21 protein-coding genes and 2 pseudogenes are annotated in these 24,178 nt (G+C 70.3%); 9 read left to right on the top strand and 14 right to left on the bottom strand.

Annotation, left to right across the window (positions count from 1 at the left end; all coding sequences use genetic code 11):
* Nucleotides 1-43 precede the first annotated feature (43 nt).
* Entirely contained in the window at nt 44-1,228 is a 1,185-nt protein-coding gene (locus LXN57_RS24730) for a glycosyltransferase (protein ID WP_251800558.1), read from the bottom strand.
* A 70-nt stretch (nt 1,229-1,298) separates the two neighbouring features.
* Nucleotides 1,299-2,045 (bottom strand): MBL fold metallo-hydrolase, encoded by a 747-nt coding sequence (locus LXN57_RS24735; protein WP_251800560.1) that lies wholly within the window; start codon nt 2,043-2,045, stop codon nt 1,299-1,301.
* A 261-nt stretch (nt 2,046-2,306) separates the two neighbouring features.
* Here LXN57_RS24735 and LXN57_RS24740 point away from each other — a divergent pair, with 261 nt between their 5' ends.
* Nucleotides 2,307-2,717, top strand: a complete 411-nt coding sequence (locus tag LXN57_RS24740) for a hypothetical protein (protein ID WP_251800561.1) — start codon at nt 2,307-2,309, stop codon at nt 2,715-2,717.
* Between the two features lie 9 nt (nt 2,718-2,726).
* On the opposite strand, the gene LXN57_RS24745 is transcribed toward LXN57_RS24740, so the two are convergent.
* From LXN57_RS24745 to clpS, 5 genes and pseudogenes are all read right to left on the bottom strand, one after another.
* Nucleotides 2,727-3,692 (bottom strand): PLP-dependent cysteine synthase family protein, encoded by a 966-nt coding sequence (locus LXN57_RS24745; protein WP_251800562.1) that lies wholly within the window; start codon nt 3,690-3,692, stop codon nt 2,727-2,729.
* A 7-nt stretch (nt 3,693-3,699) separates the two neighbouring features.
* The gene (locus LXN57_RS24750) at nt 3,700-4,053 is read right to left on the bottom strand and encodes a MoaD/ThiS family protein (protein WP_251800563.1); all 354 of its coding nucleotides are present in this window, start codon (nt 4,051-4,053) and stop codon (nt 3,700-3,702) included.
* A gap of 81 nt (nt 4,054-4,134) precedes the next feature.
* Nucleotides 4,135-4,625, bottom strand: a pseudogene (locus tag LXN57_RS24755) (M67 family metallopeptidase).
* 47 nt (nt 4,626-4,672) lie between these two features.
* Nucleotides 4,673-5,173, bottom strand: coding sequence for a DUF2017 domain-containing protein (locus LXN57_RS24760; RefSeq protein ID WP_221382910.1), 501 nt, complete (start codon nt 5,171-5,173; stop codon nt 4,673-4,675).
* Between the two features lie 19 nt (nt 5,174-5,192).
* Nucleotides 5,193-5,483: an ATP-dependent Clp protease adapter ClpS gene (gene clpS, locus LXN57_RS24765; protein ID WP_221382937.1), complete on the bottom strand. Its 291-nt coding sequence runs from the start codon at nt 5,481-5,483 to the stop codon at nt 5,193-5,195.
* 106 nt (nt 5,484-5,589) lie between these two features.
* Between clpS and LXN57_RS24770 the strand changes: the two genes are divergently transcribed.
* The 5 genes and pseudogenes from LXN57_RS24770 to LXN57_RS24790 all read left to right on the top strand — a co-directional run bounded on the left by LXN57_RS24770 (nt 5,590) and on the right by LXN57_RS24790 (nt 10,781).
* A complete protein-coding gene (locus LXN57_RS24770; protein WP_251800565.1) occupies nt 5,590-6,876 on the top strand; it encodes a nicotinate phosphoribosyltransferase in 1,287 nt (428 codons plus the stop codon).
* A gap of 10 nt (nt 6,877-6,886) precedes the next feature.
* Entirely contained in the window at nt 6,887-7,465 is a 579-nt protein-coding gene (locus LXN57_RS24775) for an isochorismatase family protein (protein WP_251800566.1), read from the top strand.
* A gap of 73 nt (nt 7,466-7,538) precedes the next feature.
* A pseudogene (locus tag LXN57_RS24780) lies at nt 7,539-8,729 on the top strand (MFS transporter); the annotation flags it as partial.
* Nucleotides 8,730-9,627: 898 nt separating this feature from the next.
* Entirely contained in the window at nt 9,628-9,948 is a 321-nt protein-coding gene (locus LXN57_RS24785) for a DMT family transporter (protein ID WP_221382905.1), read from the top strand.
* 347 nt (nt 9,949-10,295) lie between these two features.
* Complete coding sequence (locus tag LXN57_RS24790) at nt 10,296-10,781, top strand: TetR/AcrR family transcriptional regulator (RefSeq protein ID WP_438872910.1); 486 nt, start codon at nt 10,296-10,298, stop codon at nt 10,779-10,781.
* Nucleotides 10,782-10,897: 116 nt separating this feature from the next.
* Here LXN57_RS24790 and ctaD read toward each other — a convergent pair whose 3' ends face one another.
* Both ctaD and LXN57_RS24800 read right to left on the bottom strand, forming a co-directional pair.
* Nucleotides 10,898-12,652 (bottom strand): aa3-type cytochrome oxidase subunit I, encoded by a 1,755-nt coding sequence (gene ctaD / locus LXN57_RS24795; RefSeq protein WP_251800568.1) that lies wholly within the window; start codon nt 12,650-12,652, stop codon nt 10,898-10,900.
* 137 nt (nt 12,653-12,789) lie between these two features.
* A complete protein-coding gene (locus tag LXN57_RS24800; protein WP_251800569.1) occupies nt 12,790-13,896 on the bottom strand; it encodes an FAD-dependent monooxygenase in 1,107 nt (368 codons plus the stop codon).
* A gap of 190 nt (nt 13,897-14,086) precedes the next feature.
* On the opposite strand from LXN57_RS24800, the gene LXN57_RS24805 reads away from it, so the two are divergent.
* Nucleotides 14,087-15,148 (top strand): DNA polymerase ligase N-terminal domain-containing protein, encoded by a 1,062-nt coding sequence (locus tag LXN57_RS24805; RefSeq protein WP_251800570.1) that lies wholly within the window; start codon nt 14,087-14,089, stop codon nt 15,146-15,148.
* On the opposite strand, the gene LXN57_RS24810 is transcribed toward LXN57_RS24805, so the two are convergent.
* Entirely contained in the window at nt 15,100-16,665 is a 1,566-nt protein-coding gene (locus LXN57_RS24810) for a COG1361 family protein (RefSeq protein ID WP_251800571.1), read from the bottom strand. The genes LXN57_RS24805 and LXN57_RS24810 overlap by 49 nt on opposite strands.
* A 268-nt stretch (nt 16,666-16,933) precedes the next feature.
* Between LXN57_RS24810 and LXN57_RS24815 the strand changes: the two genes are divergently transcribed.
* Nucleotides 16,934-18,268, top strand: a complete 1,335-nt coding sequence (locus LXN57_RS24815; RefSeq protein ID WP_251800593.1) for an MGH1-like glycoside hydrolase domain-containing protein — start codon at nt 16,934-16,936, stop codon at nt 18,266-18,268.
* 5 nt (nt 18,269-18,273) lie between these two features.
* On the opposite strand, the gene LXN57_RS24820 is transcribed toward LXN57_RS24815, so the two are convergent.
* The 4 genes from LXN57_RS24820 to LXN57_RS24835 all read right to left on the bottom strand — a co-directional run bounded on the left by LXN57_RS24820 (nt 18,274) and on the right by LXN57_RS24835 (nt 22,139).
* Nucleotides 18,274-19,365 (bottom strand): S-(hydroxymethyl)mycothiol dehydrogenase, encoded by a 1,092-nt coding sequence (locus LXN57_RS24820; protein WP_251800572.1) that lies wholly within the window; start codon nt 19,363-19,365, stop codon nt 18,274-18,276.
* A gap of 4 nt (nt 19,366-19,369) precedes the next feature.
* A complete protein-coding gene (locus LXN57_RS24825) occupies nt 19,370-19,828 on the bottom strand; it encodes a MarR family winged helix-turn-helix transcriptional regulator (protein WP_251800573.1) in 459 nt (152 codons plus the stop codon).
* 216 nt (nt 19,829-20,044) lie between these two features.
* The gene (locus LXN57_RS24830; RefSeq protein WP_221383294.1) at nt 20,045-20,431 is read right to left on the bottom strand and encodes a cupin domain-containing protein; all 387 of its coding nucleotides are present in this window, start codon (nt 20,429-20,431) and stop codon (nt 20,045-20,047) included.
* 19 nt (nt 20,432-20,450) lie between these two features.
* The gene (locus LXN57_RS24835; RefSeq protein ID WP_251800574.1) at nt 20,451-22,139 is read right to left on the bottom strand and encodes an EAL domain-containing protein; all 1,689 of its coding nucleotides are present in this window, start codon (nt 22,137-22,139) and stop codon (nt 20,451-20,453) included.
* 377 nt (nt 22,140-22,516) lie between these two features.
* On the opposite strand from LXN57_RS24835, the gene LXN57_RS24840 reads away from it, so the two are divergent.
* On the top strand, nt 22,517-24,112 hold the full coding sequence (locus LXN57_RS24840) for a restriction endonuclease (RefSeq protein WP_251800575.1): 1,596 nt from the start codon (nt 22,517-22,519) through the stop codon (nt 24,110-24,112).
* The last annotated feature ends 66 nt before the right edge of the window (nt 24,113-24,178 follow it).

Genomic DNA, 24,178 nt, shown 5'->3' on the forward strand with positions numbered 1-24,178 from the left:
GCCGACGACCGGACCGCTGCGCCCGCCCCACGCCTGTGGATAACTATCCGAGCGTGGGACCGGCCGGCCGGGGCACAGCCGGGCGCAGCACCGTGGTGGGGCGCTTGCGGCCGGCCAGCGCCACCTCGGGCAGCGCGCCGTGGGCCCGCAGGAAGCCGTCGACCGCCTGCGGCCAGCCGAAGTTCTCGGCCCGGGCGCGGGCGGCGGCGCGACGCTCCTGCTCCGGGCGTTCCATCAGGCCGCGTACGCCCGCGGCGAAGGCCTCGGGCGTGCCCGGCACCGCGACGCCGGCCTCCCCCACGACCTCGGGCAGGGCGCTCGTCTCGTTCACCACGACCGGTGTGCCGCAGGCCAGCGCCTCGAGGGCGGTCATGCCGAACGTCTCGACCGGACCGGGGGCCAGCACGACGTCGGCGCTGGCGAGTAGCCCGGCCACGGCGGCGCGGTCGGCGAGGTGGCCGGTGAAGCGGACCGGCAGGCGGGCCGCACGGTAGGCCAGCGCGGCCCGCCGTACGCCGTCTCCGGCCACGGCGAGCACGGCGGGCACCTTGTCGTTGCGCAGCGCGGCGATCGTGTCCACGGCGAGCTCGGGGCGCTTCTGCCCGGAGAGCCGGCTGGCGAAGGCGATCAGCAGCTCGCCGGGACGGGCGTAGCGCTCGCGGATGCTCTCGTCCCACCGGGACGGGTGGAATCCGTCGAGGTCGACACCGAGCGGCACCTCGGTCAGATTGGGCACGCCCAGCCGCCGGAATTCGGCCGCCGCGAACGAGGTGGTGCAGATGATCTGATCGAAGAACTCGGCCGTCCGCAGGTTGAACTTGTCGGCCAGAGCGTCGCGCTTGGGCACGCCCCAGACGCCGAGGAGGCCGGCCAGGCTCTCGTGCGAGACCATCATCGAGCCGACGCCGCGCTGCCGGGCCCAGCCGCCCGTCCAGCGCAGGCTGGTGCGGTCGGAGACCTCGAGGCGGTCGGGCTCGAGGTCCTCGAGCAGCTGGGTGAGCTCGCGCCGGCCGGTCATCACGCGGTAGCCGCCGGTGCGCGGCAGCGGGGCGCTGGGCAGCGTGATCACGCGGCCCTGCGAGGTCATTTTGTCGGAGCGCTCACGTCCGGGAACGATCAGCACCGCTTCGTGCCCGGCGCGCTGATAGCCCTCGCCGAGATTACGAAGCGCGGTCCGCAGGCCACCCGAATGGGCTGTCACGAAGTTGGCCAGGCGAACAATGCGCATGCAACAACTCCAAGATCACGATTCGCTGGGTGCTCCCGTGCTCGGACCGCACCCCCGCCCGGCCCAGGACTCAGAGATCGTAACGGGCACCTGGACGCACGACCTCAACCGGTCCGGTAAACGCGGCCACGGCGGCATCCACAATAGATGCCTCCGAGACCCACGCGGGCACGAGATGGGTCAGCAGCAGTTTACCGACGTCCGCCTTGGTCGCCGCCTCGCCCGCCTCGCCGCCGGTCAGGTGCAGGCCAGGCGGGTTGTCGGCGCCGTCGGCGTAACTCGCCTCACACAAAAACAAATCCGCACCCGCGGCGAGTCGCAGCAGCGGCTCGCACGGCGCCGTGTCCGAGGAGTACGCGAGCACTCGCCCAGCGTGCTCGATCCGGACGCCGTACGTCTCGATGGGATGGTTGACCCGGTCGACGGTGATCATGAAGGGACCGATCGGGAACGTGCCCGGCTGCAGACCGTAGAACGTGTAGACATCGTCGACCGTCTCGTTCTCCTGGCTGTACGCCGAGGAGATGCGTTCGGCCGCGCCGAGCGGGGCATAGACCGGCACCGGCGTTAGCGGGCCGGCCGGGTCGTAGCGCCGGACGACGATGTAGGTGCAGGCGTCCAGCATGTGATCGCAGTGCAGGTGGGTCAGGATGATCGCGTCGATCGAGTTCATGTCGGAGTAGCGCTGAAGCGCGGACAGCGAACCCGATCCGAAGTCGATGAGCAGCCGGAATCCCTCAGCCTCGACGAGATAGGCGGAACAAGCCGACTCGGGGCCGGGAAAACTGCCGGCACAGCCGAGAACGGTCAGTCGCATGCGGGTCCCTCTGACTCACGCTGGGTCGAACAGGCCCCGCCCGACCGGTCCGTGCTGAACTGTTCAGACCAGTCAATCACGGAGCGAAGCGTACGCCGGGGCCTACGCGCCATGTAAACGTCTGATCGATTTGTCGCTAAATCGACAACGTACATCACACCGCCCGTGACCTCGACCATTAACGCAATTCCCGTTACGTCCGGTGAGTCGTTTGCGTTGCACAAAGCGAGGACTTCAGAGGACGGAACAGACGGAGGCAGCGTGACCACGGTCCAGAAAGACCGCACCACGCGCACCGAGGCGGCGGAGATCATGCCGTTCGGTGGGTGGGAGAGTACACCGGCGCGAGCGGGCCTGGACGACGATGAGACGCTTTTCCGTTTTCCTGCCCCCGATGACCCCGCACCCAGCACGGCCCGCCTTCTGACCATGGCTGTAGGGGCAGCCGCTCTCGGCTTCGCCGCAGTCGCCGTGGGAGCGCTCGCATTTGTCACGCTGCTGGGCGGGGCGCCGTTCTGGTATGTGCCGACGCTCGCGCTATTCGGATTGCTGAGCATTGCTCTCACGGTCGGCGCGTTCCTGTCGATCCACCGCGCCTTCCTGCCGTGGCTCCTGCTCGCTTGCGCAGCCGGGCCACTGACAGTCGACATTCTGATTGCGGTCCTTTACTAGGGCTAGGCCCTATGCCCAGAGCTGCCCTTCGAGGGCCTCTTCGGCGTCGTTGAGCGTGCCGCCGTAGGCGCCGGTCGAGAGGTATTTCCAGCCACCGTCGGCGATCACGAAGGCGACATCGGCGCGGCGGCCGGCCTTGACCGCCTCGTGGGCCACGGCCAGCGCGGCGTGCAGGATCGCGCCACTGGAGAAGCCGGCGAAGATGCCCTCGACCTCGACGAGCTGGCGGGTGCGGAGCACGGCGTCGCGGGTGCCGACCGAGAAGCGGCGGTCGAGCACGCTGGCGTCGTACAGCTCGGGGACGTAGCCCTCGTCGATGTTGCGGAGCCCGTAGACCAGCTCGCCGTAGCGCGGTTCGGCCGCGATGATCTGGATGCCGTCGGCCTTTTCCTTCAGGAAGCGGCCGGTGCCCATCAGCGTGCCCGTCGTGCCCAGGCCGGCCACGAAGTGGGTGATCGTGGGCAGATCCTGCAGCAGCTCGGGGCCGGTGGTCTCGAAGTGCGCGCGGGCGTTGGCCGGGTTGCCGTACTGGTACAGCATCTTCCAGTCCGGATGCTCGGCGGCGACCTGCTTGGCGGTGGCGACGGCCTGGTTGGAGCCGCCCGCCGCCGGCGAGAACAGGATCTCGGCGCCGTACATGCGAAGCAGTTGAATCCGTTCGGCCGAGACGTTCTCGGGCATCACGCAGACCAGGCGGTAGCCGCGCAGCTTGGCCACCATGGCCAGGGCGATGCCGGTGTTGCCGCTGGTCGGCTCGAGAATGGTGTCGCCCGGGTGCAGGTGACCGGATTCCTCCGCCTCGCGCACCATGTAGAACGCCGCCCGGTCCTTGATGCTGCCGGTCGGATTGCGGTCTTCCAGCTTGGCCCAGAGCCGCACCGCCGGCGCCCCCTCGGGCACCGACGGCGAGAGGCGGGGCAGGCCGACCAGCGGCGTGCCCCCCAAGGCGTCAAGCAGGCTCTCGTAGCGAGCCATCGTCAGCTCAGCCTTTGGTCGAGACAGCGGCAGCAACGTGGTTGGACGGGCGCCCGAGCAGGGCGGCCGCCGCCGCGAAACCCAGGGCGCCGCCGGCCACGGCGGGCAGGATGGTGATCGAGTCACCGTCGCTGAGCTTGGCGTCGAGCGCGCCCAGGAAGCGGACGTCCTCGTCGTTGACGTAGATGTTGACGAAGCGGTGCAGGCTGCCCTCGGGGGTGATCAGGCGCCCCTTGAGGCCCTTGTGCTTGGCGTCCAGGTCGTCGATCAGCGCGGTCAGCGTCTCGCCGGCGCCCTCGACAGTCTTGGCGCCGCCGGTGTAGCTGCGCAGGATGGTGGGAACGCGAACTTCGATAGCCATGGCTGTGAATGCTCCAAAGAAGGAAGGTCGAACTGAGGGCAGGGTCGTCTACGGATTGAGCCCGCTAGAGCTCAAGTGTCCTCAGCGACACTCGTAGAAGACCGACACCGGGCTCTGCCCGAACATGTACGACTGCACAGCGCTCGCCATCACGCGTCCACCGTTGCATCCACGATGTTGATCTCTTCCTCGGTCACCACGCCGTCCACTATGCGGAACGATCGAATCTCCTCGGAGTCGCTCTCGCGCGTGGAAACGAGCACATAGTGGGCGCCGGGCTCGCCGGCGAACGAGATGTCGGTGCGCGACGGGTAGGCCTCGGTGGCCGTGTGCGAGTGGTAGATGACCACCGGCTCCTCGTCGTTGTCGTCCATCTCGCGCCAGACGCGCAACTGTTCCATGGAGTCGAACTCGTAGAACGTCATCGACCGGGCGGCGTTGTCCATCGGGATGAGCCGGGTCGGCAGGTCGCTGCCGATCGGGCCGGCGATGACGCCACAGGCCTCGTCGGGGTGATCCCGGCGGGCGTGGGCGACGATCGCGTCGACGATCGCGCTGTCGATGGTCAGCACGCTGTTCACATTACCGTGAGAATGCGGAGAGCCCGGCGTGGCGGCGCTCACTCGATTTCGGGCAGCGCGTTGAGCAGCGACTCCTGCAGGTAGCCGAGGTAGGCGTACACGCTCAGCTGGAACACGCGGCTGGAACCCGGGTCGTGCAGCACTGCGTCGTCGAGCTCGGCGCCCAGGTCGGTGTCGGCCTGGATGTCGAGCCGGGTGCCCATGGCCAGCCGAGCGTCGTTGATCGCCCGCAGCCAGGCCTCGGCAGCCTCGCCGTCGAGACGAACCTCACCCTCGCCCTCGTCGGGGAGGGCGGCGAGAATGGCCCCGGCCTGGTCGATCTTGCCGGTCTTGAGCTCCCCCTCGGTATAGAGGCGGAACTCCTCCGAATCGTCCGGCCGGTCCGGATAGATGTCGGGGAAAAGCCGGCTGACGACCGGATCGGTGTGATCCATGCCGTCGGTCAGCAGGCCGACCACTTCACCGGCGACCTTGCGCAGGACGCGCACCTCGTCGACCGCGAACGTGGCCACGCACGTGCTGCCGTTGCGTCGGAACATCTGCCCTCTCCCGCGGTGTTCAGTCCCGGTCAACCGTCGCCCAGAGACCGTATCCGTGCAGCTGATTGGCGTCCATCTCCATGCGCTCACGCGCACCCGAGCTGACCACCGCCCGGCCTTTCGTGTGCACGTCGAGCATCAGCGCCTCGGCTTTCTCCTTCGAGTAGCCGAAGAGCTTCTGAAAAACCCAGGTCACGTACGACATGAGGTTGACCGGATCATCCCAGACGATCGTCACCCACGGCCGGTCGTCAGCGGGTGCCTCCTCGATCTCTGGGCTCTCGATGGGAGCGACCTGTGGCAGCGCCATGCCCACCATGTTGCCACCGGTTTTGCCGCATTGGTGAACCGGAACACCGAACCGCAGGTCAGGACGCGGTTCGTAAGGGGCCGTCGGGCGCAATAGGGTGGGTTCCGTGAACACCTACGCCCCCGCGCTGATGACCGATCAGTACGAGCTGACCATGGTCAGCGCCGCCCTTCAGGACGGCACGGCCGACCGGCAGTGCGTCTTCGAGGTCTTCGCCCGGCGCCTGTCCAGCGGCCGGCGCTACGGCGTGGTGGCCGGGCCGGGCCGGCTGGTCGAGCTGATCGGGAACTTCCGGTTCGGCCCGGCCGAGATCGACTTCCTGCGAGGGGCCGGCATCGTCGACGAGACGACCGCCCGGTGGCTGGCCGATTACCGCTTCACGGGCGACATCGACGGGTACGCCGAGGGTGAGCTCTTCTTCCCGGGCTCCCCGATCCTGACCGTCAGCGGCACGTTCGCCGAGTGTGTGGTGCTCGAGACGCTGATCCTCTCGGTGCTCAACCACGACTCCGCGATCGCCTCGGCCGCGGCCCGTATGGTCACCGCGGCGCGGGGCCGGCCCATCATCGAGATGGGCTCCCGGCGTACGCACGAGGATTCCGCGATCGCCGCCGCCCGGGCCGCCTACCTGGCCGGGTTCGCGTCGACCTCCAACCTCGCGGCGGGCGCCCGCTACGGCATCCCGACCACCGGCACGTCGGCCCACGCGTTCACGCTGCTCCACGACGACGAGCCGGCCGCGTTCGCCTCCCAGGTGGCCGCCCTCGGCAAGAACACGACGCTGCTGGTCGACACGTACGACATCGGCCAGGGCATCCGGAACGCGATCGCCGTGGCCGGCCCCGACCTGCGGGCCGTCCGGATCGACTCGGGCGACCTCTCGGTGCTGGCCCAGCACTCGCGCGAGCTGCTCGACTCGCTCGGCGCCACCGAGACCAAGATCGTCGTTTCCGGCGACATGGACGAGTACGCGATCGCCACGCTCGCCGCCGAGCCGGTCGACATGTACGGCGCCGGCACCGCGGTGGTCACCGGCTCCGGCGCGCCCACCGCCGGGCTGGTCTACAAGCTGGTCGAGGTCGAGGGCCGCCCGGTCGTCAAACGCTCCGAGAACAAGGCGACCGTCGGCGGCCGCAAGACCGCCGTACGCCGGCACAAGCCCACCGGCACGGCCACCGAAGAGATCATCGTGTCGCAGGGCGTGCCCGACCACGCCGCCAACGACCGGCTGCTCCAGCGCTCGTTCGTCGCCGGCGGCGAGGTGGTCGAGCTGCCGACGCTGCAAGAGTCGCGCGAGCACCTGCGGCAGGGCCTGATCTCGATACCGTGGGAGGGTCTCAAGCTCTCGGCCGGCGACCCGGCCATCCCCGTCACCATCGTCCCGACCAGCTAGGGGTTGTCCCGTGACACGAGCGCTGATCATCGTCGACGTCCAGAACGACTTCTGCGAGGGCGGCTCGCTGGCCGTCACCGGCGGCGCCGCCGTCGCCGCGGGCATCTCGCTGGTGCTGAGCAGGGCGGGCGACCGGTGGGACCACGTCGTCGCCACCAAGGACTACCACGTCGACCCGGGCGCCCACTTCAGCGACCACCCGGACTACGTCGACAGCTGGCCGCCGCACTGCGTGGTCGGCTCGGGCGGCGCCGACTTCCACCCCGAGCTGGCCACCGACCGCATCGAGGCGATCTTCCGCAAGGGCGAGCACCAGGCGGCCTACTCGGGCTTCGAGGGCAGGAGCGAGAACGGCGAGACCCTCGCCGCGTGGCTGCGCGAGCGGAATGTGACGGAAGTCGAACTGGTGGGCATCGCCACCGACCATTGCGTGCGCGCTACGGCGCTCGACGCCAAGGCCGAGGGCTTCGACACGACCGTGTTGCTGGAGCTCACGGCCGGTGTCGCGGCCGGCACGACGGCGGCCGCGCTCGAACAGCTCAAGGCGGCGTCGATCGAAACCACCGGGGAGCCCGTCGTCTCGTCCTGATTTCTGCTTGATCAAGTAGTTGGTTTTTTGTCGCACCCCCGGGGCAGGATGAGCCCCGGAGGTCAGGAACCACATGCTTCTCAAGCCTTACCGAGACACCCTCGCCCTGCCCGGCATCAGATCCCTGCTGGCCGTGGCGACGCTGGCCCGCATCCCGATCGCGGCCGGCGCCGTCGTGCTCACCCTGCACGTGGTCACCGACCTCGGCCGGGGCTACGGCGCGGCCGGCCTGATCGGCGCCGCGTTCACCGTCGGCGGCTCGTTCGGCGCTCCCGTCATGGGCCGCCTGATCGACCGCCGCGGCCTGCGCCCGATCCTCGTGCTCACCACGGTGGCCGAGGTGATCTTCTGGTCGCTGGCCCAGGCCGTGCCCTACTGGTCCCTGCTGGCCATGGCCCTGATCGGCGGCTTCCTGGCCCTGCCGGCGTTCTCGGTCGCCCGCCAGTCGATCAGCGCGCTCACGCCCGAGGCCCAGCGCCTGCCCGCCTTCGCGCTCGACTCGATCTCCACCGAGCTGTCGTTCATGGCCGGCCCCGCGCTGGGCGTGCTGATCGCCACCACCGCCGGCCCGCGCTGGGCCATGCTCGGCCTCGCTGTCGGCATCCTGCTCTCGGGTGTCGGGCTGTGGCTGCTCAACCCGCCGGTCCGGGCCGCGCACGAGGCGCCCATCACGGCCGGCGAGCGGGTGCCCCGGCGCAGCTGGCTCACGCCCCGTTTCGTCGCCCTGCTACTCGTGACGATGGCAGCGACCCTGGTCCTGTCCGGCACCGACGTCGCGCTGGTGGCCGTGCTGCGCGGCCACGGCGAACTGGGGTGGGCGGGCCTGGTCATGACGCTGTGGGCGTTCTATTCGCTGCTGGGCGGCTTCGCGTACGGCGTGATCCACCGCCCGCTGCCGCCGGTGGTCCTGCTCGTCCCGCTGGCCGTCGCGACATCGCTGGTCGGCCTGGGCAGCGCCCACTGGTGGCTGATAGCTCTGCTGCTGATCCCGGCCGGCGCCCTCTGTGCCCCGCTGATCACCGCCACGGCCGACGCGATCAGCCGCATGATCCCGGCCGGCGCCCGCGGCGAGGCCATGGGCCTGCACAACTCGTCGCTCACGGTGGGCGTCGCCCTGGGCGGCCCGATCGCCGGCTTCGCGGCCGACCACTTCTCCCCGCCCTGGGGCTTCGTAGCCGTCGGCGGCGCCGGCGTCCTGATCGCCCTGTTGGTCCTCCCCACCGAACTCCGCCGCCGCCGAGCCGCCGCCACCGACACAACGCCAGGCTCCGGGTCCGCCACGGCTTCACACGATGGCGTGCCGGCCGGGGCTCCGTCGCACCGCATGATCCGCCCGCGCGACGGCGAACCACTCGTCGAGGAACCGCCCGCCGTCGCCTACGCCACCACCGAGCTGACCTACGCCGCGGCCACCACCGACCACGCGACGCCGACCAGCGACGACTCGGCACACCTCGCCACCACCGAACCGGAGCAAGCCGTCTCCGACGACAGCCCCACCACACAGGGCGACCCGCTTCACGTCCGCCACCCTGACCCACCCGGCGTCCCCTACGCAGCCGGCCGGACTCCGACGCCCAGGCCTCGGCGTGCAGGTTTGCCGCTCCCGCGGCACTCGGCCATGAGTAGCTCGGCGAGCAGACCGCCGGTGGAGAACTTCGGCACACACCTTCGCCGCCCTCCACATACCAACCCGAATTGCCCGGGTTGAAATCCTGGTTGTCGATGACCTGGCTGGCGCCACGGCTCCACCACCGCCCTCTCCTCCCGCAGAAGCCTCAGCGCCCTTCGTCCGCTGACCGGCCCGAATCCGGGCCGGGCGACCACCACTTCGTTCCGCGTCGGGCGCGGCTCAGCTCCTTCTGAGCAGGCGACAGTCCTTGGTTGATGGACGTGCCGACGGGCTCTTGGCGGCCCCACGCTGCCCGCTGCTTTCCGGCCCATCCCGCCGTCGGCTTGGAGTCTCGCCCGGTGCAGCTGGCGCGTCTCCATCGGGCCGGCCGGGCTGTTCTTCGGTGGTCGACACCGGCGGGAGCTGTCTTCGCTGGGTGGCAGGCGCGAATCGGTCATGAGTGGTGGTGGCCCAGATCACCGTTGGCAGAAGCGGCAGCGACTTGTACGTTTGTACTTGTACAGACGTACAAGAGTGAGAGAAGGTCGCCGTGCCCTACGTGTTCCTGCTTATCGCCATCGCGGCAGAGGTAGCGGCGACCAGCCTGCTCAAGTCGACCGAGGGCTTCTCCAAGCTCTGGCCCACGGTGGCCTGCCTGACCGGCTATGTCATCTCGTTCGCGGCGCTGTCGGTCTGCGTGAAAGACCTGCCCGTCGGGGTCGTCTACGCGCTGTGGTCGGCGCTCGGAACCGCCGCCATCGTCGCCATCGGCGCGGTCTTCCTCGGGGAACCCCTCAACACCGCTAAGGTCGTCGGCGTCAGCCTCATCATCGCCGGTGTAGTGACCGTGAACCTGGGCGGTGCCCATTGATCGACCCCACTCCCCCGCCCGCCGGCGCGGCATCCTCCGACCCGGCACCCTCCGGCGCGGCATCCTCCGACCCGGCACCCTCCGGTCAGGCCGCCGACGCACCGGCCCGTCGCGTGACCGCGGGCGGCCGAAGGCGAGCGGACCGCGAACCGGGCACCGAAGAGGCGCCGATCCTCGCGCGAGGCGGACGCAGACATGGCGACCGCGGAACAGCCGCCTCGCGGCCGGTTGCGCGGCGCAGTGGGGATCCGGCGACCGAGGGCGACGACGAACCGCCGGCGAGTGGACGGCGGCCTCAACGGGCGCGGGATCCTGAGGCGCGGCGCCGAGCTCTGGCCACCGCGGCCCTGGAGGTGATCTCCGAGGTGGGAATCAGCCGCACCACGCACCGGGCCGTGGCCGCGCGGGCCGGGCTGCCTCTCGGCGCGACGACCTATTACTTCCCGACGCTGGACGATCTCATCACCGCAGGGCTGCGGCTGTCCGCGGCCGACCTGCAATCCGACTTCCAGGAGTGGGCCGGGCGGCTCAGGGAAGCCTCTGACATCCCCGCTGCCGTCGCCGCGTTCATAGTCGAATACGTCACCGACCGTCAGCGCGCCCAACTGGAATGTGAGCTGTACGTGGTCGCCGGCCGTGACCCGGCCCTGCGCCCCCTCGCCATGGCCTGGCTCACCGGCATGCGAGACCTGCTCGAACCCCACGTCGGCGTCGACGCCGCACGCGACGTGGTCACCTTCTTCGACGGCGTGACGCTGCGCGCCCTGATCACCGGCCAGGAAGTGGACCTCCAGGCCCTCACCAGCGCGATCCGCCGCCTCACGACGCCCTGAGCAAGCGGGGGTGGGCGCGAGCAGCGGGTCGGTTGGGGCATGGGCAGGCGGCCGGGGCGGGCAGACAGACGGTAACGGCCCGCTCTCGGTGAGAGCGGGCCGTTACCTGAACGCTGTCAGTCGCGGTTGGCGCCGGTGTCTTCCGGGTAGGTCGCACCGCCGTCGGACTCGCGGGTCAGCGGGCGGGCGCCGCCCTCGGGCGGGCCGGCGATGGACTGTTCGCCCGCCGCCAGCTCGGGGAACTTCGCGTCGAAGGCCGGGCGCTCGGAGCGGATGCGGGGCATCCGGTCGAAGTTGCGCAGCGGCGGCGGCGAGGACGTGGCCCACTCGAGCGAGTTGCCGTGGCCCCACGGGTCGTCGACCGTGACCAGCTGGCCGACCTTGTACGACTTCCACACGTTGTAGATGAACGGCAGCGTCGACAGGCCGAGCACGAAACTGCCGATCGTCGAGAACGTGTTGAGGAACGTGAAGCCGTCCGACGCCAGGTAGTCGACGTAGCGCCGCGGCATGCCCTTGGTGCCCAGCCAGTGCTGCACCAGGAACGTGGCGTGGAAGCCGAGGAACGTCAGCCAGAAGTGGATCTTGCCCAGGCGCTCGTCGAGCATTCGGCCGAACATCTTGGGGAACCAGAAGTAGATGCCGGCGAACACCGCGAACACGATCGTGCCGAAGAGCACGTAGTGGAAGTGGGCGATCACGAAGTACGAGTCGGACACGTGGAAGTCGATCGGCGGCGAGGCCAGCAGCACGCCGGACAGACCACCGAAGAGGAACGTCACGAGGAAGCCGATCGCGAACAGCATCGGCGTCTCGAAGCTGATCTGGCCGCGCCACATCGTGCCGATCCACACGAAGAACTTCATGCCGGTCGGCACCGCGATCAGGAAGCTCAGGAAGCTGAAGAACGGCAGCAGCACCTGGCCGGTGACGAACATGTGGTGCGCCCACACCGACATCGACAGGGCGGCGATCAGCAGCGTGGCGGCGACCAGGCCCTTGTAGCCGAAGACCGGCTTGCGGCTGAAGACCGGGATGACCTCGGTGATGATGCCGAAGAACGGCAGCGCCACGATGTAGACCTCGGGGTGGCCGAAGAACCAGAAGAGGTGCTGCCACAGCATCGGCCCGCCCGTGTCCACGTCGAAGACGTGGGCGCCGAGCACGCGGTCGGCGGCGAGGGCGAACAGCGCGGCCGCCAGGAACGGGAAGACCATGATCACCAGAAGGCTGGTGACGAGGATGTTCCACGTCATGATCGGCATGCGGAACATCGTCATGCCGGGGGCGCGCAGGGTGAGCACCGTGGTGATCAGGTTGACGCCACCGAGGATCGTGCCCAGACCCGAGAGGGCGAGGCCGACGACCCACATGTTGCCGCCGACGCCGGGCGAGTGCAGCCCGTCGCTCAGCGGGGTGTAGGCGAACCAGCCGAAGTCGGCCGCGCCGCCGGGGGTGAAGAACCCGCTGATGGTGATCGTGCCGCCGAACAGGTAGAGCCAGTAGGCGAACGCGTTCAGCCGCGGGAACGCCACGTCGGGCGCGCCGATCTGGATCGGCACCACGAAGTTCGCGAAGGCGAACACGATCGGCGTCGCGAAGAACAGCAGCATGATCGTGCCGTGCATCGTGAACAGCTGGTTGTACTGCTCGGGCGAGAGCAACTGCATGCCCGGCCGCGCCAGTTCGGTGCGCATCAGCAGCGCCATGAGGCCGCCGAGCATGTAGAACACGAAGGCCGTGATCATGTACATGATCCCGATCTGCTTCGCGTCCGTCGTGCGCAGGATCCGGGCGAGTGCCGAACCCTTGACCTGCCGCCGGACCGGGTATGGCCGGGTCACGATCGGCTTAGGCGCAACGGTCGTCACGAATAGCCTCCGTTGTCTCGTTCGTCCCTCTCACTACGCCGGAAGTGAAAGGCGTACCTCGCAGGCAGAATAGTCCCCCACCGACCTACCGCGGGCGCGGGGTGACCAAAGAGGTCAACCGGGGTTTGTGCCATCGCCTAGGCGGGCTGCACCAGCGCGCTGTAGTGGTCGGAGAAGATCCGCAGGCCACGCCTGCGGAGCATCGGGTCGCGCAGCGCGGGCGGAACGTCGCGGGTGCGATCGCGCTCACGGGTGCGGTCGCGGACCTCGCCGCAGCGCGGGCGGCGCCTTTCCTCGTACGCCCGGAGCACGGCCGGAATGTCGTCCGGGAGCTTCCGCAGCTCCTCGCCGAGGACGACGGCATCCTCGAACGACATGGCGGCGCCCTGGGCCAGGGTGGGCGCGGTGGCGTGGGCAGCATCACCCAGCAGCACCACCGGGCCGGTCGACCAGCGTTCGAGCACGACCTCGTCGGTGCGCGCGACCTGCACCTTCTCGAGCGCCTTGAGGATCGCCGGCACGGGGCCGGCGAACGTGCCGAACAACTCGCGCACGTGGGCCAGCGGGTCGTCGGGGTTGGGCGCGTCGGGGGCGGTCTCGTCGGCGTGGAAGTAGAGCTTGCGACCGCCCATCGGCATGGCCACGAAGGAGGACCGGCGCCCGAGCAGAGCCGTCCAGTCGCTCAGCGGCGGCCCACCGGTGACGACCGAGCGGTAGACGATCTGGCCGGTGGGCACGGCCGGGCCGCCCAGGCCGGCCTGGGCCCGGATCGTGGAGCGGCGCCCGTCGGCCCCGACCACCAGGTCGTATTCCGCGACGCGGCCGTCGCCGAACTCGACCTTGGCGGTCTGGTCGAAGATCTCGAGGCCGCGCACGGCCGTGTCGTAACGCACCTCGCCGCCGACGCTGGTGAGCAGGACCTGCTGCAGGTCGGCCCGGGACAGCGCGCGGGACTCGCCGACGCCGGCCCAGAGGCCGGCCACATCCATCTCGAAGAGCTCGCGGCCCCGCGAGTCGAGGAAGACCTGGCGGAAGATGAGGTCGCCCAGCGGGCGCAGCGGGGCGTCGAGGCCGAGCTGGCGCAGAGCGCGCAACGCGTTGCCCGGCAGATAGATGCCGGCGCCCGGAAGCATGGTGGCCGGCAGTTCCTCGACCACATCGGGCCGGAACCCGGCGAGCCGCAGGGCACGCGCAGCGGACAGCCCGGCGATTCCGGCGCCCACCACCAGGATGCGCAACGTCATCGCAGCCTTGCCTCCCACCCGTCGGACACGCGCCGGAGCCAAGACACTACCCCGCGCCACTGCCGGGTGAAACCCGGGATCATCGAGAGATCCGAATTGTTCCCTTGGCTACCATGCCCCCACTCTCGCACACAGGTAGGACGAATTACGCCCGTGTATTTCGGGCCCCGGCCGGGAAGACAATGGAGCCATGACGGACCGTCTCGCGGACTACCGGCGCAAGCGGGATGCGGCGCGCACGCCCGAGCCCGTTCCGGAACAGGCGCCGCCGCCGAGCGAGTCCCACCGGTTCGTCATCCAGCAGCACCATGCCCGCAGCCTGCACTGGGACGTCCGGCTGGAACGCGACGGCGTCCTCGTCTCGTTCGCCGTGCCGCGCGGGCTCCCGCGCGACCAGGGCCGCAACAACCTCGCCAAACACACCGAGGACCACCCGCTGGAATACCTCGATTTCGCGGGCGAGATCCCGGCCGGCGAGTACGGCGGCGGCCGCATGACGATCTTCGACAGCGGCACCTACGAGACGGGCAAGTGGCGCGACGACGAGATCGGCGTGACGTTTCACGGCGACCGCACGACCGGGCGCTACGTGTTCTTCCAGACCGGCGGCAACGACTGGATGGTCCGCCGGATGGACCCGCCCGAGCCGGGCTGGGAAGCGATGCCCGAACTCGTCGCGCCCATGCTGGCCATGCCCGCGAAGAGCCTGCCACCCGATCGGGAGGACGCCGACTGGGGCTACGAGCTGGCGTGGGGCGGGCGGCGGGTCGTCGCGTACGTCTCCGGCGGCCGCGTACGCCTGCTCGACGCCGACGGCGAGGACGTGACGAGCTGGTACCCGGAGATCCGGCCGCTCGGCCCGGCCCTGGCGCCGGTCGAGGCGGTGCTGGACGGCGAGATCGTGACCCTGCCCGATCCCGCGCTGCTGGAGCGGCGCCGGGCGCCGAAGGATTCAGCGGCCGCCAAGCGGGCGGCCGAGCGCACCCCGGTGTACTTCCTGGCCTACGACCTGCTGTGGCTCGAAGGACACAGCACTGTCGAGGCGCTGCGCTACGCCGAGCGCCGCGAGCTCCTGGACGGGCTCGCCATCGACGGCGAGCACTGGCAGACCCCGCCCTACTTCCCCGGTGGCGGGAAGTTCGCGCTGGAGGCGGCCGCCGCGCAGGGCCTGGGCGGGGTCGTCGCGAAGCGTCTCGACTCCCCCTACCTGCCCGGCCGCCGCAGCCGCCTGTGGCTGACCGTCCCGGCGTAGAGCACAAATCCGACGAGAAGCAGCGCCACCCCGACGGCCGCCGCGCCACCCGGACCGGTGATGGGCAGGCCGCCACCGCCACCCTGACCACCGGGCGGCGGCGCCGCGGGCGTGGGCCCGACTCCATTGATCACGATGTAGGCCGAGTTGTTGGCCTTGTTCAGCTCCTCGGCCGGCGCGTCCACCTTCACCGAGCCGGCGGCGCCGGGGATGACCTGATCGACCCGCAGGCCGAAGGTGAGCGGGTCGACGAAGCCGACCTTCAACAGCAGGTCGAGGTAGCAGCTGTACCGCAGCTCACCCGGCTTTCCGCCGTTGCCGTAGTCGACCACCCCGCGGTCGGTCATCGGGAAGCAGATGTCCGGCACGCGCACCGCGGTGGTGCCCTTCGGGATGAAGACCCGGGCGTTCGGCCACGGCGCGTTGACGCGGGTGCGGTCGATGGTGGACGGCCCGTCGTTGCGGATCCCGACCTTGACCGGGAGGACCGCGCCCTTCCTGCCTGCCGCCCGGGCGCCCACCGCGGCCAGGTCGGTGGATTGCCTGCCGGTGACGGAGACGACCAGCCCGTCCGACACGTACTCCTCGAGCGCCTGCGGCGGGTCGGCCTTGGCCGTGGCCAGCGGGGTCAGGCGCAGCACACCGCCCCGGCCGGGCGTGCCGAGCGGTTCGAAGCCGCCCTTCTCCACGTACTGCCGGGCATCGGCGAACTCGTCCTTGGTCATCCACTGCCAGCCGCCGTACTGCAAGCTCGGGGCGTACGTGTCAGCGCGCATCCGCAGCGGCAGCGTGACCCGATAGGTGGCGCCGGGCGCCAGCGTCTGGTCGAACACGCAGCCACGCAGCTCGCCGCCGAGGTAGTAACAGTTGCTGAACTGGGTGCGGCTCTCGAACGAGTACTGCGAGTACGCGCCCAGCCCCATCCCCCGGATCGGCGCCGGGCCCGTGTTGCTGATCGTCAGCGGCACGTCGACCGGGTCGCCGGGCGCGGCCGACGTGTCCTGGGCGCTGTCGGCGGCGGCGAGGCCGATCCGCTCACCGATCCGGATCCGGGCCGTACGAGTGACCGGGGCGTAGCCCTTGACCGTCATCGTCGCCGTCAGCGTGCCGACCCGCCCCACGACAGCGTCCTCCCCAGCGACCACATAGCCGACGACGTGGGACTCGACACCGGCCGGTGTGAGAGCGTCGACCTCGGCGCCGCAGGTCAGCTCGAGCAGGTCGGGCTGCCGGACGCTGCAGTTGTTCTGGTGGCCGGCCTCCTGCAAGTGAAAGCCGGGGCCCTGGTCGATGAACCGGTACACGAGACTCACGTCGCCCGTGCCCACCGGCAGCCGCCGGTCGGCGAAGAGCAGCGTGTGGAGCAGGAGGTTGCTGCCCGGCGCGAGGGTGTAGTTCTTGACGTAGAAGTCGACCCTCGCCTTCGCCGGTGCGGCCTGAACGGCCGGCGCCGACACAAAAATCAGGGTGAGGGCGGCCAGAACTGCGAACAGACGGCGTACGAGGGGTGGATGCACCGGGGATCCTCCGTGTGACCCGAACAGTGAGACCGCGCGACCCGAACATCGAGACCCGCGCAGCGTAGGTCTCCGGCCGGGCCGCCGTACGCCGGTTACTCAATCGTTATCGGGTGGTCGGCGCACCCGCGGTCCGTCCCGAACCGGGCAGAACCGAAAGCATGCAGGTCCGGCAACCCGATACCGGGGTCTACCGGCGCCCGCACCGGAAAGGTCCGCTGATTAGATGCACCCCGAAACTCCCCGGCCCTACGCACCCGTGACCGAGATGTCTGCCGAACTCTGGAACTCCGCCGCCGTCGTCCTCGAGACCAACTGGTCGGGCGACCACATGGTCCCCTCCCGCCGCCTCTATCCCCATCAGTGGAGCTGGGACACCGCCTTCATCGCGATCGGGCTCGCCTACGTCAATCCCGGGCGTGCCTGGCGCGACCTGCGCAGCCTGTTCGAGGCCCAATGGCCCGACGGCCGGGTGCCGCACATCGTCTTCGACCCCGCCACCGCCGAAGCCGACTACTTCCCCGGTCCGGCCTTCTGGGGCGTTCCCGCGTACGGGGCCAGGCCGGCCAACGGAAGCACCGGCATCGTCCAGCCGCCGCTGCACGCCGTGGCGGCCTGGAAGGTCTACCGGCGCGCCTCGGCCCACGGCGCGGCCTGCGTGCAGGAGGCCCGAGCCGAGCTGGAGTGGCTCTATCCGCGTCTGGTCGCCCAGCAGGACTACCTGACCACCCGCCGCAACCTGGGCGGCGCCGGCCTGGCGAGCATCGTGCACCCCTGGGAATCTGGTCTGGACAACAGCCCGGCCTGGGACGCCGCGATGGCGGGCGTGCCCGCCGATCTCTCGCTGCTGACCACCTACCGGCGGCGCGATCTCGACGTCGCCGACGCGGCGCACCGCCCGACCGACCGCGACTACTCCCGGTACGTCGGCCTGGTCCTCAGCTACCGCGCCGAGAGCTACTCGGACACCGATCTGCTGTCCCGGCACGACTTCGCGGTGGAGTGCCCGTCGTTCAACGCGATCCTCGGCGCCGCCGAGCTGGCCCTGGCCCAGATCGCCGGCGTTCTCGGGCGTACGGCCGAAGCGGCTGTCCACCGCGAGCGGGCTCACCGCATCACCGACGCGATCGTGGCCCGCCTCTGGGATCCGCGGTCGCGCACCTTCCACGCGCGCGACCTGCGCACCGGCACGCTGAGCCCGGCGCGCTGCGTGAGCGGTCTGATGCCCCTGCTGCTGCCCGATCTGCCCGCCGAGCAGGTCGAGGGCGTGCTCGCCGAGGCGAGGTCGGCCCGGTTCGGATTCCCGGCGCCGAGCTACGACCGCACGGCCGCCGACTTCGACACGATGCGCTATTGGCGCGGTCCGGTCTGGATCAACGTGAACTGGCTGCTGCGGCGCGGCCTGCTCGTGCACGGCCTGCGCGACGAGGCCGAGGAGCTGCGCGCGGCGATGGTGCGGCTGGTGCATCAGCACGGCCACTTCGAGTACTTCCACCCGGCGACCGGCGAGGGCCTGGGCGCGCCCACCTTCAGCTGGACCGCCGCCCTGGCCCTCGACCTGCTGGCCGACCGTTCCGTGCCGGCTTACGCCCGCGCGGCCTGACTGAGCTAGCTGAAGCTGACCACTACGGAACGCAGCACGCCGCCGGTGTGCATCTTGCCGAAGGCCTCCTCGACCTGACTCAGCGCGATCTCCTCGGTCACGAAGGCGTCCAGGTCGAGGCGGCCCTGCAGGTAGAGCTCGGTGAGCATCGGGAAGTCGCGGCTCGGCAGGCAGTCGCCGTACCAGCTGGACTTGAGCGCGCCGCCGCGCCCGAAGATCTCGAGCAGGGGCAGCTCGATCTTCATGTCGGGGGTGGGCACGCCGACCAGCACGACGGTGCCGGCCAGGTCGCGGGCGTAGAAGGCCTGCTCGTACGTCTCGGGCCGGCCCACGGCCTCGATCACCACGTCGGCCCCGAAGCCGCCGGTCAGCTCCTTGACCTTCTCGACGACGTCCACGCCGCGCGCGTTGATCGTGTGGGTCGCGCCGAACCCGCGCGCCCATTCGAGCTTCTGGTCGTCGGTGTCGATCGCGATGATCGTGGTCGCCCCGGCCAGCGCCGCGCCGGCCACCGCGCCGTCGCCCACGCCGCCGCAGCCGATCACCGCGACCGAGTCGCCCCGGGTCACGCCGCCGGTGTTGATGGCCGCGCCGATGCCGGCCATCACGCCGCAGCCGAGCAGGCCCACCGCGGCCGCCCGGGCCCGCGGGTCGACCTTTGTGCATTGTCCCGCGTGTACGAGCGTCTTCTCGGCGAACGCGCCGATGCCCAGGGCCGGTGACAGCTCGGTGCCGTCCTCCAGCGTCATCTTCTGGGTCGCGTTGTGCGTGGCGAAGCAGTACCACGGCTTGCCCCTTTTGCAGGCCCGGCAGACGCCGCAGACGGCCCGCCAGTTCAGCACCACGAAATCGCCGGGCGCGACGTCGGTGACCCCGGCGCCGACCGACTCGACCACACCGGCCGCCTCGTGGCCGAGCAGGAACGGGAAGTCGTCGTTGATGCCGCCCTCGCGATAGTGCAGGTCGGTGTGGCACACCCCGCACGCCTGGATCGCGACCACGGCCTCACCCGGCCCGGGATCGGGCACCACGATGGTCGTGAGCTCGACGGGGGCACCCTTGCTGCGGGCGATGACGCCCTGAACTCGCTGACTCATCAGCTCAGCCTAGAGGTTGATCCAGCAGTGTTTCGGCGAGCTTGTTGAGCTGGCGGACCTGGGCCGGGGAGAGCCGGTCGAAGACCAACTGCTGCACCGCCTCGACGTGGCCCGGCGCCGATTCCTTGATCTTGGTGAAGCCGTCCTCGGTCAGCACGGCGATCTGCACCCGGCCGTCCTGCGGGTCGCGCTCGCGGTGGACCCAGCCCTGGCCCTCGAGGCGGGCGACGACGTGCGAGAGACGGGACAGCGACGCGCTCACGGCCTTGGCCAGCTTGCTCATCGCCAGCCGCCGGTCGGGCTGCTCGCTCAGGCTCACGAGCACGATGTAGCCCATGTGCGTCAGACCCGCGTCGCGCTGGAGCTGCGCCTCGAGCGCGGCGGGCACCCTGATCAGCACCTCGATGAAGCGCCGCCAGGTCTGCTGCTGCTCGTCGGTCAACCAGCGGGGCTGCTCTTCCATGGAGGAAGGTTAGTAGCGCGGCCGCCCCAGGTCACGATCCGGGCCAAGGTTGCCCCGGACGGGTGCCGAAGCGATCGACGACCGACGTTGTCCCTAGTACGCTGCGCTGGAACTTCCACCGGGGCACACCAGAACGGCACGACGCCGGCGCCGGTTCGGCTGGGGGGCCACGTCCGGCGCCGGCGTCGTGCTACCTCGTTGGTCCTGCCGAGTGGTTCAGGCGGGCGGCTCGTCCTTGCCCGCTTCCTCGAGCCGGTCGGCTTCCTCCTTCGTCTTGTGCACGGCGCCGTCGGCGTGCTCCGGCGGGCCGTAGACGGTGTAGAGGACCAGCGGGTTCGGCCCGGTGTTGAGGAAGTTGTGCTTGCGGCCGGCCGGGACGACGACCAGATCGCCCTGAGCGACGTTGCGCTCCTGTCCCGACACGATGGCCTTGCCCGTGCCGCTGACGAAGGTGAGGATCTGATCCACCTCGTGGACCTCCTCGCCGATCTCGCCGTCCGGCGGAATCGTCATGATCACGAGCTGGGTGTGCTTCCCGGTCCAGAGCACGCGGCGGAAGTCGGGGCTCTGCTCGGCGACGGTGGCGATCGTGTAGTGCTCCATGCCCGGCCCTATACCCCGCTCAGGGCGTACGCAACCGGCCTTCGACGACCGGCGCCGGGCGCCCGATCAGATAGCCCTGCACGTAGTCGACGCCCAGCTCACGCAACAGCCGCAGGGTCGGCTCGTCCTGCACGAACTCGGCCACGGTGTGGATACCGTACGCCTGGCACACCTGCACCAGCGCCCGCACCAGCACCTGGTCCTGCGGGTTGTCGACCAGATCGACCACGTACTCGCCATCGATCTTGACCAGGTCGATCGGGAAGATCCGCAGGTAGCGGAAGGACGCGTAGCCGGAGCCGAAGTCGTCCAGGGCCAGCTCGCAGCCGAGCTCGCGGACCCGGTCGGCGAACCGGCGGGCCTCGCTCAGGTTGCCGATCAGGGCGGTCTCGGTGATCTCGAAGGTGAGCTGCTCGGGCTTCACCTCGTAGCGCTCGATGAGCCGGGTGACCTCATCGGTGAGCCGGGGGTCGCCGACCGAGCGGCCCGAGAGGTTGATCTGCAGACAGGTGCCGGGCTGGTCGGCCGCGAGCTGCATGGCCCGCTCGACCACCCACAGGTCGATGTCGAAGACCGCGTCGAGGCGCTCGGCGATGTCGAGCACCTGGATCGGCGACTGCGGTCCGTCCGCCTCGTCGAGCACCCGCAGCAGCAGCTCGTGCCGGGTGACCTCGTTGCTCTGCAGCTCGAGGATCGGCTGGGCGTAGAGGGTGAAGCGGTCGGTGTCGAGGGCGTCGGCGACCCGGCTGCGGTACGAGCCCTGCCGGTCGCGGGCCGGCACCGGGTGCGGGATCAGGGTCAGCGCCACGACGCCCTCGCGCGACTGCCGCCAGGCGTGCTCGGCGTCGATCAGCAGCTCATGGCTGCCGGCGTCGCCGTCGGGCGTGAACCGCACGAGCCCGCCCCACGCCTGCGCCCGCAGCCAGGTGTCGGGCAGCACGAACGTCTGCGCCCGCAGCGCCTCGACCAGCAGTTCGGACTCGCGCCGGGCCATCGGCCAGCTGGTGCCGGGCAGCAGCACGCCGATCTCGTTGGACCCGACCCGGCCCAGCATCGCGCCCTGCTGCATCACGCCCTCGACCACGCGCGCCGCCCGGTGCAACAGGTCGGCGTTGCGCTCGGGGCGGACCGTGTCGTCGTCCACCCCGGACTGCGCGGGCTGAACCCGGATGACCAGCACGGCGCCGCCGCCGCGGCGCAGCGCGCGGTCGATCTCGTCGGCGAAGCGCGCCCGGGTGAGCAGGCCGGTCGCCGGGTCGGGCTCGACCAGCGAGGCCTGCACGGTCTCGCCGCGCCGGGCCAGCCGGTCGGTCTCGCGGCGCGCGCGTTCCCGGACCGAGACATCGGTCACCGTGCCGCGGATTCCCCGGACGGTGCCGTCGGGGCTCTTCACCGGGTCGATCCGGCAGTCCACGTCGAACCAGCCGCCGTCGGTGCGCATCAGCCGGATCGTCGTGCGCGCCTGGGCCCGGGTGGTCCACGCGCGGGTGATGGCCGAGAGCGCCTCGGCGTGGTCGTCGCGGTGCACGTAGCGGACGAGAACCTTGCGGCTGATCTCGTCCCGGCCGGGCGGGTCGCCCAGCAGGGCGCGCAGCGCGGCCGACCAGACGATGCGGTCACCGGTGGCCGAGTAGGAGAACCAGGCGGCTCGATCCTCGGCCGGCTGACGCGGCACCGGCACGCGCTGCCATTCCTCAGGTGCCGCCATGCGGCCGTCGCCTCCCCCAGAGTGTCCCCACGCCCCTGAACTATTACGACCGGTCACGGGGTCGAGATAACAGGGGACGGCCGCCCCAATGTTTTGCCGACCTCCCCAACAAAACCCCGAGCAGCACCTTCTCGCCCGATCAGAGTAGGGAATTGCCTGATCGGTTGACCACTGCGCTGCGTAGTTCCGCCCCGAAAAGGCGCGCTTTTCCATGACGGACAGTCACTACCAGTGCCGATCGCGGAACCATGTGCGATTGCTACCCGCCCGGACCCCTGCTCATGCACGCAACGCACTCGCCAGGATGCGCCGAGTGACTTGATCCGATTAGGGATGGATATGGTGGCGATTGGACATACGCCGAGCGAGGACGAGGCATGGGCATCATTCGGGACATGCAGCGGGTGCACGCCACACAGGCGTTCGCCGACCAGCGGGCCAACACCGCGGCCGCGCAGCAGCGCGATCTGATCCGGCGAAACGCCGATCACGCGATCGCGGCCGCGCAACAGGCCGCGGGCGACGTCGACCGTAAACGGGAGCACCAACGGCTGTACGTCGAGGCCAAGACGGCCGACACCGCCGCCGCCAACGCCGAGATCCGGGCCCGGCTCAGCGATCTCGACGGTCTGCTGCTCTCGACGCTCGACGTCGACGACCACATCGACCTGCAACTGTTCAAGAAGCCGGTGGAGGTGCCGCCGTTCGACCCGGGACCGCTGGGCCGCCCGGCGCCCGAGCCCCGGTGGGACAGCTACGTGCCGCCGCAGCCGCGCGGCGTCGGCAAGATCCTGGGTGGCGACCGGCTGCGGCAGCAACAGGCCGCGAGCGCTCAGCGCGCCTTCGACGAGGCGCGGGCCCGGTGGGTCGAGGCCGAGCAGCGGCGCAAGCGCCAGTTGGTGGTGCGCCAGCGGGCGTACGACGAGAGCCTGCGCAAGTACGAGGCCAGGATCACCGCGTACAACGCCGAGGTCGACCGTTTCGCCGCCGCGGTGGCCGGCGCCGACCCGGCCTCGGTGGTCGAGTACTTCGCGATGGTGCTCGGCAACTCCGTCTACCCCGACGACTTCCCGCAGCACTTCCGCCTGGCCTACCTGCCCAAGCAGCGCCACCTGCTGATCGAGTACCACCTGCCCCCGGTCGAGGTGGTGCCCCAGATCAAGGAGTACCGGTACGACCGCTTCCGCGACGACGTGACGGCGATCCCGCGCGACGAGTCCGACGTGCGGCGGCGCTACGTCGAGGTGATCGCCCGGGTGACCCTGCGGACCATCCACGAGGTCGTCGAGGCCGACCGCGGCGGCCTGGTCCGGCAGGTGTCGTTCAACGGGATCGTCGACACCATCGACCGGCGCACCGGCCGGTTCGTGCGCCCCACCCTGGTCTCGGTGCAGACCACCCGCGAGACCTTCGCCGCCATCAAGCTGCGCCGGGTCGACCCGGTGGCCTGCGTGAAACACCTCGAGGGCGCGCTCTCGGCCGCCCCCGACGAGCTCGCCGCGGTCACCAGCAAGATCGACTTCGATGAGGACGCCGACCGCGACTTCACCGAGGAGTTCAACGTCCTCGCCGAGATCGACGAGCGCCCCAACCTGGTGACCCTGAGCGAAGCGGCCTGGGAACAGCAACTGGCCGACCTCTTCGGCGTGATGGGGCTCGAGATGGGCGCGGCCACCCGCACCGACCTGGGCACCCGCTGGCTGGCCACCGACCCGCGCCCGGTGTTCGGCGGCCAGGTGGTGATCTTCGCGGTGCGCGGCCCGGCGACGGGCTCGGCCGCGGTGCACGCGCTGGCCGGCGCGGTCACGGCGGCCGGCGCGACCAAGGGCATCCTGGTCTCGCTGGGCGGCATCGACCCCGAGGCGTACGACGCCGTGGCCGGCCGCCCGCTCGAGCTGATCGACGGCCCGGCCCTGGTCACGCTGCTCTCGAACTACTGCCGGGTGAAGGCCCGGATCGAGCGGACGGCGTAGACGTCCCCCGCGTACGCCGCGTGGGGCAGGTCCGACAAGTGACGGAGAGCCTCGGCCTTCGGGAGC

The sequence above is a fragment of the Paractinoplanes hotanensis genome (genome assembly GCF_023717965.1).
GTDB lineage: Bacteria > Actinomycetota > Actinomycetes > Mycobacteriales > Micromonosporaceae > Actinoplanes > Actinoplanes polyasparticus.